Genomic DNA, 7,037 nt, shown 5'->3' with positions numbered 1-7,037 from the left:
AACTTACGCTGTTCCCAATCGTAGGTATATCCATCAAATCTAATCTTTGGAACTTTTGCTCCATTTTGTGGAAACATTTTTTGAAGCATATATTTTTTCAGATTTTTTGTCTGATCACACTTTCGCTGGTGAAGAGTGATAAGGTGATCTAAACAATCCAGATAGTCTCCTATTTTTCGTTGTTCTTCAATTGATGTATACGGGATTTCAATAGTTTTCATCCCATCAATATCTATGCTTCTGCCGTCTCTTATTCCGTACACATGTGGCACTAATTTATGCTTTATAAATTCATAAGATCGGAAGTACGGATAATAAAATCTTGAATCTGCCATATCACTATGAAATGTATGATATGCAGGGCTTATAATGCCATCTAATGATGATTTTTCTAAGCCTCCTTCAAAGGAACGAAGATGTACAATGAAATCGTCTTTTCTCACCATTTTATAGTTAGATAAATTGGATGTATCATACATTAAATTTCTATCAGCGTCTTCCCTTTTTACTGTTCCACCACCCTGAATTATAGTTAAAGCCGATAACTCGGTATGGTTCTTTTCAGAGTATTCTTTGAACACGTCTCCCAACTTACGCTGTTCCCAATCCTTAGTAAACCCTTTAAATCTAATCTTTGGATTTTCCATACAAATCACCCCTCAATCATATCAATATAACGATTCAACGATGCCATTATATTTTCATCAGACGATGTCAGGTCTTTTAGCAGATTCACGAACTCCCCCTCCACCTTTCCTATCTCGTCATCTGTTTTTTGCATATCCTCTAGCAGACCATTTATATCAACTTCCTCTTCCTTTTCAAAATTGTCTACATATCGCGGAATATTTAGGTTGAAATCATTCTTTTCAATATCCTCAAAGCTTGCCAGATAGGATTCTTTGTCTACAGTTTCTCTTCTGTTATACAAATCCATAACTTCATCAATATGCTCATCCGACATTTCGTTTTGCTTTTTGCCCTTAATGAACTTCTTTGATGCATCAATAAACAGTACATCTCTGCCATCTCTATGCTTTTTAAGTACAACAATACATGTAGGAATAGACGTATTATAAAATAAATTAGCCGGCAGTCCTATAACCGCATATATATTTCCGGAGCGAAGAAGCTTTTCTCTTATTTTTCCCTCTGCTGCACCTCTGAAAAGTACTCCATGTGGCAAAACGATTGCCATTGTTCCATTGCTTTTCAGATGGTAAAGTCCATGAAGCAAAAATGCATAATCAGCCTTTGATTTTGGCGCCAACACACCATATTCTGAAAATCTTTCGTCCTGTAAAAATCCGGATGCAGCACTCCATTTTGCAGAATACGGCGGATTCATAAGTACCATGTGAAAGTCGGTTTCCTCACCAGTTGGCCAGTCTGCATCAAGAGTATCTCCATGATGCAGATTCTGATTCTCCGCAGCCACATCATGCAGGAACATATTCATCCTTGCCAGATTATATGTAGACATGTTCAGTTCCTGTCCATAATACTTTATATAGTTTGTATCACCTTTATAGTATCTCTTTGCATTAAGGAGCAGTGAACCCGAACCCATACACGGGTCATAGATTGACAAACCTTTCACATTCTCCTGTCCTGTTATTGCTATTCTAGTAAGAATTTTTGATACTGCCTGTGGTGTATAGAATTCTCCCGCCTTCTTACCTGTCTCTGACGCAAACTGTCCTATCAGATATTCATATGCATCTCCAAGTATTTCACCATCGGAATTAAGCAGATCTGCCTGGTCTATTACCTTTATCAGTTCTGCAATTGTATCACTTTGTTTCTGGTCTCCCGCTCCAAGCCTGCTCGAATACAAATCAATGTCGGAAAACAAATCCACAAACAACTCTCCGCTCTGCTCAATATTATTGAATGCTTTCTGCAATTGCTCACGATTAAAGCAATTATTCCTTGCATCCTCTGCAAAACATGTATATGTAAGCTCAGGCTCAATTACATATTTACGATCCTGCTTTAATTCATCAAGCAAATCATTAGCATATTCACCCTTCAACTCATTTTTATATGCCTCAAGTGCCACCTTGAGCGATTCCGGTTTCTCATCATTTATCAAATCATATACTCTAATCAAAAATGAATCTGATAGATATTTATAGAATACAATTCCCAAAAGATAATTCTTATATTCATTCGCGTCCATTTTTGAACGAAGTACATCAGCGCCACTCCAAAGTACACTGATTAAATCCTTACTATTTTCCTGCTCTGCCATTAATTGCTTCCTCCGAAATTCTATAATCTTTTGCTTTAATATTCCTCTCCACTTATCTCTTCCACAAGCTTCCTAACCTTACCTGCATCCGCACACTGATAGCAGTTCTTCATCATTTTATCATACGAAAAATCCACCTCTTTACACGATGCTGTCACATCACACTTCCATACGCCACACGAGCTGTGCACCTGCGTAATACCTGTGTATTCGATAAGTTCTCTAACATTGGTATCATTCACGCCGCTTCCGGCCAGAATCGTAATATCTTTTCCATATTGATTTTGAAGATGCTTAAGCTGTTTTCTGCCATCCCATACATTTACTGCGCCACCGCTTGTGAGAATACGATCTGCGCCAAGCCTAATAAGCCTCTCCGCTGCACTGTCCTGATTATCTATGCAATCAAAGGCGCGGTGAAACACAGCCTCCCTGCCACACTCATGAATGAGCTCTATCATATCCTTAGTGCGCTTTTCATCAAGCCGTTTTTCTTCTGTCAGAAATCCAAACGCAATGCCATCTGCTCCATGCTCTAAAAGAATTTTTGCATCCATAAGCATAGTATCGTATTCTTCATCCGAATAGCAAAATCCGCCGCCCCTTGGACGAACCATTGACACTACCGGTATATTGCAGTTCTTCTTTGCATATATTAAATTGCCGAGTGTAGGTGTCAGCCCGCCCATGTATAGGGCGCTGTTCAGTTCAACCCTGTCTGCACCATTTTCATATGCTGTTTTCACATCCGAAAAGCTGCCACAGCATATTTCAAGCATCGGTTTCATCATACTTTCCCACTCTTTCCGCTAAATAATGCTTAACCTTCACACAATACATGTGTGACCGGCAAAAATTACGTAAATAAGTTTCAGATAATTTTACAAATATCTTTTTCAAAAATCAGTTTTCATACTCAATATTCATTTACCACAATCTCGAATACTCCGTCCTCATTAATTTTTAACCTCAATGACTTAACATATTTATTGTAAAAATCCTTCATTTCTCGCTCTGTCGATGTAATTTTAGTCCTCTCGTATATCTGTCTTGTCATCTCCCAGCCATTTTTTCCGACAATATCATTTGTCAGATTTTTCAATTCACTTATCATGACTTTTTTCTTTAAATCACTTGCATTTCCTGTATAGAAATCGTCTATTGAACAGTGAAAAATACATCGTTTTGTAAGTGCATCCTTGATTGACTGTCCGCACTTGCTATATTCGTACATCACGAGGAAATGAGCATCCTTTACAGATGAAATAAGTCCCCAGTAATCCGAATCACTTGAGCACAAAATAAACGAGTCTATGTTGTCCTTATAATACGCCTCACACACTCCCGCAGTCATCTTTATATCAACAAGCGACTTTCGGTCTGTCACGCGCTCCACCTCCTCATGGAATACAGGGATATGTATGAATTTTTCCAGCCAGTCCCATCCACAGGATGTATGATAATCATCATAGAGTATAATTTTTTCTATTTTGGACATTTGCTCAGAATTTAAGTTTTTTAATACTCCATACAGCTTGTATACATCAGAATTTTCACAATCCACAACTATCACAACACGCATGCTTTCACGGATAAACTCATATATATTTTCCTTTGTATCTTCCACTGCATCCCTGTATTTTGAACCGTCATTGAAATAATCACCATGCTGTCTGTATATTGTCTTTAAAATCCTTCCGTCAGAATTGAGCAGATTTCCCCTGCCATCCGGGCGCCAGTGGATATACATCCCATATGGATACTCTTTTCTGTGCTCTTTATAGACAGTAAACTCTGCCTTTAGCTTCTTTGGCTTTTCATAATCCGCTATGACAAACAAATCCCTGATATACTCCCATTTTATCCAGTCCGGGAAAAGCTTTTTACATGCATCCACGTGCTCATTTATCAGCTTGTTAATATGTACGCAATACTTGTCAGCCGATGAATTATACAATATAATATGCACTTCCCAGCTCTCAAGCTTATTTATATTCTCTGCATCAAACCACTCCATCCTGTTTATATTACCCAGATTATATTTTATTTCATTGTCTGTTTTTTTATAGTTGCGCAGCAGACCTGTACGCGCCTTACACAGATATCTGAGTATCCTCGCATTTTTATTTTCTCTTAAGCTGTTTAAAAGCTCCACATACTCACCACTGCACATATAATCAAGTATCTCATTTCTGACACCTATAAGATACGACAGAATCGTCACAAGCTCATATTTCTGTACTGTTTTATATTCCTTTTCCTCTGTAAATTCAGAATCCAACGCATATGCTTCTTCATCTGTTTCTTGTATCACATCATTAACTTCATCAATATCTGATTTATTTATTTCAATATCTGCCAACTCTATTCCCCCTTCATTTTCAAGATATATTTAAATTATATCATATGTTGCACTCTTTGTATTGTTAACATTTACTTAAAATCCGGATTATTTGCCATTTTCTCATACTCATGCTACAATACCTTTATCCGGATTAATGGTGATTATTATCAGACACTTTTTAGTAGACAGCGAAAATGTCAACGACAACTGGCTGATGCTGTTTGATATGGCAGATGAGGACGATGAAATCGTAGTTTTTTACACAAAAAAATCACCTCACATGTCATACATGTCAGTCATCAGACTTATTGAAAACAATAAAATAAATATACGATTTGAGGAATGCTATGAGGGCACAAACGCCCTTGATTTTCAGCTTGTATCCTATATGGGTTATCTGATGGGAGGCGGCGGTGCCTGCAGTGAAAACGAATGTGATGCTGCGTCAGCCGAGACCGGTGCTGATGAGTACATCATAATGAGCAACGACACAGGCTATGACCCTGCTGTAAGGTTCTGGAAAGATAAGGGATACGCTGTACGCAGATTCAATGTGAATTTTTGCAAACAGGCTGTCCAGAGAAGGAAAAACATCAAGTATCAGGTAGTAGCAGATATTCCATCTAAGGAAGATACCGCCAATATCAATACCGATAATGATGCTATCACTGCAAAGTCTTATAATCTGAATGAGCTTATCGATGGCAATCATAGCAGCTATACAGACAGTGAACCGTTAAGTGACGAGCTTTCAACTAACGAGGACTTACCGTTAATTGATAAGCTTATGACTAATGATGACTTACCATTCACTGACGAACAGACACCTAATAACAACTCAAATAAAAACGAAGCAGCTGAGGCTAAGGCCTCAATGGACAGCATTGATACATCAGATATTTCTGAAGTAGCAGCATCATCTGAAGACTTCGACCATTTTGAAGTAGATTCTTTCTTAAACTGCATGGGAAAAGACAATCTGCTTAAGCTTCATGAGACACTGGTTCATGTTTATGGTATGAAACAGGGTCAGATAATTTATAAAACCATAAAAGACAAATCCTACTCTTTTACGCCTGAGAAGCTCACGCGTAAAAAGAAGGTAGAGCGTTTTACAGGTATAATTTTCGCTCACAGTGATATTAATGATCCCGGAAATTTTGTTGATTTTCTTGAAAAGAATAAGAATAAAACAAAGAATCTCAATGGCATAAGATCTGCCATCACAAAGAGCTACGGTGAGACAGATGGCTTGAAATATTACAGCCTTTTCAAGCCATATTTCAAAATTATATCTGCACTGAAATAACGCCCTTTATTTTACAACAGAAAGGTAATCCGGATAAAACAATTGAGGCACGGAATTAATACTCCGTGCCTCAATTGTTATCCTTCATAACATGATGCTCTCTATTTATTATATAACGTGCGTGAGAGGGCGCTGGAAGTCCGGTGGACTTCCGCTTAGCGCCGACCGCAACGGAGTGTAGAACGAACCCCGGGGTTCAAATCGTCCGCGGACGATTTGTAATATAGAAAGAGCAGGTACTACAACCTGCTCTTTCTATATTATATAACGTGCGTGAGAGGATTCGAACCCCCGACACCTTGGTCCGTAGCCAAGTGCTCTATCCAGCTGAGCTACACACACATATTTATTTACTCATTCATTATAACACCCTTGTCAAGTGCTTTGAATGAATGCCGCAGACCGGAATCGAACCGGTACTGTATCACTACAACAGGATTTTAAGTCCTGCGCGTCTGCCAGTTCCGCCACTGCGGCATGAATGGGACCTACAGGGCTCGAACCTGTGACCCTCTGCTTGTAAGGCAGATGCTCTCCCAGCTGAGCTAAGATCCCATATAAAATTGTAGTAGATAATCACTACAAACGACCCAGACGGGACTCGAACCCGTGACCTCCGCCGTGACAGGGCGGCGCTCTAACCAACTGAGCCACTAGGCCAAATGCTTAATGCGTGATATATAATATCACAGTTTGCACAAAAATGCAAGAAAAAAATTAATGGACCATCGGGGACTCGAACCCAGGACCGACCGGTTATGAGCCGGTTGCTCTAACCAACTGAGCTAATGGTCCAAATATATAAGCCGATGATCGGACTCGAACCGATAACCTGCTGATTACAAATCAGCTGCTCTGCCAATTGAGCCACATCGGCATACGACTTATGACTTTTAACTCAGCGCATTGCTGTGCTAAAAATGACTCCAACGGGATTTGAACCCGTGTTACCGCCGTGAAAGGGCGATGTCTTAACCGCTTGACCATGGAGCCTAAGAAAAAGAAAACTCCCCGAGTAGGGCTCGAACCTACAACAACTCGGTTAACAGCCGAGTGCTCTACCATTGAGCTATCGAGGATTATTAAGGTTTGTACCTTCAAAACTTCATACAATTCCGATTTGCTTTTCT

The 7,037-nt window shown here is 39.3% G+C and carries 5 protein-coding genes and 8 tRNA genes; 1 reads left to right on the top strand and 12 read right to left on the bottom strand.

What is annotated here, in order from left to right:
• The 4 genes from ACW6PM_RS13465 to ACW6PM_RS13450 form a co-directional block, all read right to left on the bottom strand.
• Window positions 1–647, bottom strand: a 647-nt coding sequence (locus tag ACW6PM_RS13465) for a restriction endonuclease subunit S (RefSeq protein ID WP_456057459.1), incomplete at its 3' end; no start/stop codon positions are given.
• 5 nt (window positions 648–652) lie between these two features.
• Window positions 653–2,254 carry a type I restriction-modification system subunit M gene (locus ACW6PM_RS13460; protein ID WP_055224844.1) on the bottom strand — a complete coding sequence of 534 codons (1,602 nt, stop codon included), beginning with the start codon at window positions 2,252–2,254 and terminating at the stop codon, window positions 653–655.
• 35 nt (window positions 2,255–2,289) lie between these two features.
• Window positions 2,290–3,045, bottom strand: coding sequence for a copper homeostasis protein CutC (locus tag ACW6PM_RS13455; RefSeq protein ID WP_456057458.1), 756 nt, complete (start codon window positions 3,043–3,045; stop codon window positions 2,290–2,292).
• Between the two features lie 125 nt (window positions 3,046–3,170).
• On the bottom strand, window positions 3,171–4,616 hold the full coding sequence (locus tag ACW6PM_RS13450; protein WP_308651712.1) for an NYN domain-containing protein: 1,446 nt from the start codon (window positions 4,614–4,616) through the stop codon (window positions 3,171–3,173).
• 136 nt (window positions 4,617–4,752) lie between these two features.
• On the opposite strand from ACW6PM_RS13450, the gene ACW6PM_RS13445 reads away from it, so the two are divergent.
• Window positions 4,753–5,907, top strand: a complete 1,155-nt coding sequence (locus ACW6PM_RS13445) for a PIN domain-containing protein (protein ID WP_456057457.1) — start codon at window positions 4,753–4,755, stop codon at window positions 5,905–5,907.
• Between the two features lie 268 nt (window positions 5,908–6,175).
• Here the strand turns inward: ACW6PM_RS13445 and ACW6PM_RS13440 are convergent.
• The 8 genes from ACW6PM_RS13440 to ACW6PM_RS13405 form a co-directional block, all read right to left on the bottom strand.
• A tRNA-Arg gene (locus tag ACW6PM_RS13440) sits at window positions 6,176–6,249 on the bottom strand.
• A 51-nt stretch (window positions 6,250–6,300) separates the two neighbouring features.
• Window positions 6,301–6,384, bottom strand: a tRNA-Leu gene (locus ACW6PM_RS13435).
• Window positions 6,385–6,389: 5 nt separating this feature from the next.
• A tRNA-Val gene (locus ACW6PM_RS13430) sits at window positions 6,390–6,462 on the bottom strand.
• Window positions 6,463–6,493: 31 nt separating this feature from the next.
• Window positions 6,494–6,567: transfer RNA gene (locus tag ACW6PM_RS13425), tRNA-Asp, on the bottom strand.
• Between the two features lie 61 nt (window positions 6,568–6,628).
• Window positions 6,629–6,702: transfer RNA gene (locus ACW6PM_RS13420), tRNA-Ile, on the bottom strand.
• Window positions 6,703–6,711: 9 nt separating this feature from the next.
• A tRNA-Thr gene (locus ACW6PM_RS13415) sits at window positions 6,712–6,784 on the bottom strand.
• A gap of 44 nt (window positions 6,785–6,828) precedes the next feature.
• Window positions 6,829–6,900: transfer RNA gene (locus ACW6PM_RS13410), tRNA-Glu, on the bottom strand.
• Window positions 6,901–6,914: 14 nt separating this feature from the next.
• Window positions 6,915–6,986, bottom strand: a tRNA-Asn gene (locus ACW6PM_RS13405).
• Between the last annotated feature and the right edge of the window lie 51 nt (window positions 6,987–7,037).

The sequence above is a fragment of the Agathobacter sp. genome (genome assembly GCF_977054825.1).
The sequence above is the reverse complement of the archived record's forward strand: the minus strand, read 5'-3'. Positions and strand labels throughout refer to the sequence as shown.

Coding starts and splice junctions, on each gene's coding strand:
- ACW6PM_RS13460 (WP_055224844.1), bottom strand. CDS start 2,254: ATGGCAGAGCAGGAAAATAGTAAGGATTTAATCAGTGTACTTTGGAGT.
- ACW6PM_RS13445 (WP_456057457.1), top strand. CDS start 4,753: ATGGTGATTATTATCAGACACTTTTTAGTAGACAGCGAAAATGTCAAC.
- ACW6PM_RS13455 (WP_456057458.1), bottom strand. CDS start 3,045: ATGATGAAACCGATGCTTGAAATATGCTGTGGCAGCTTTTCGGATGTG.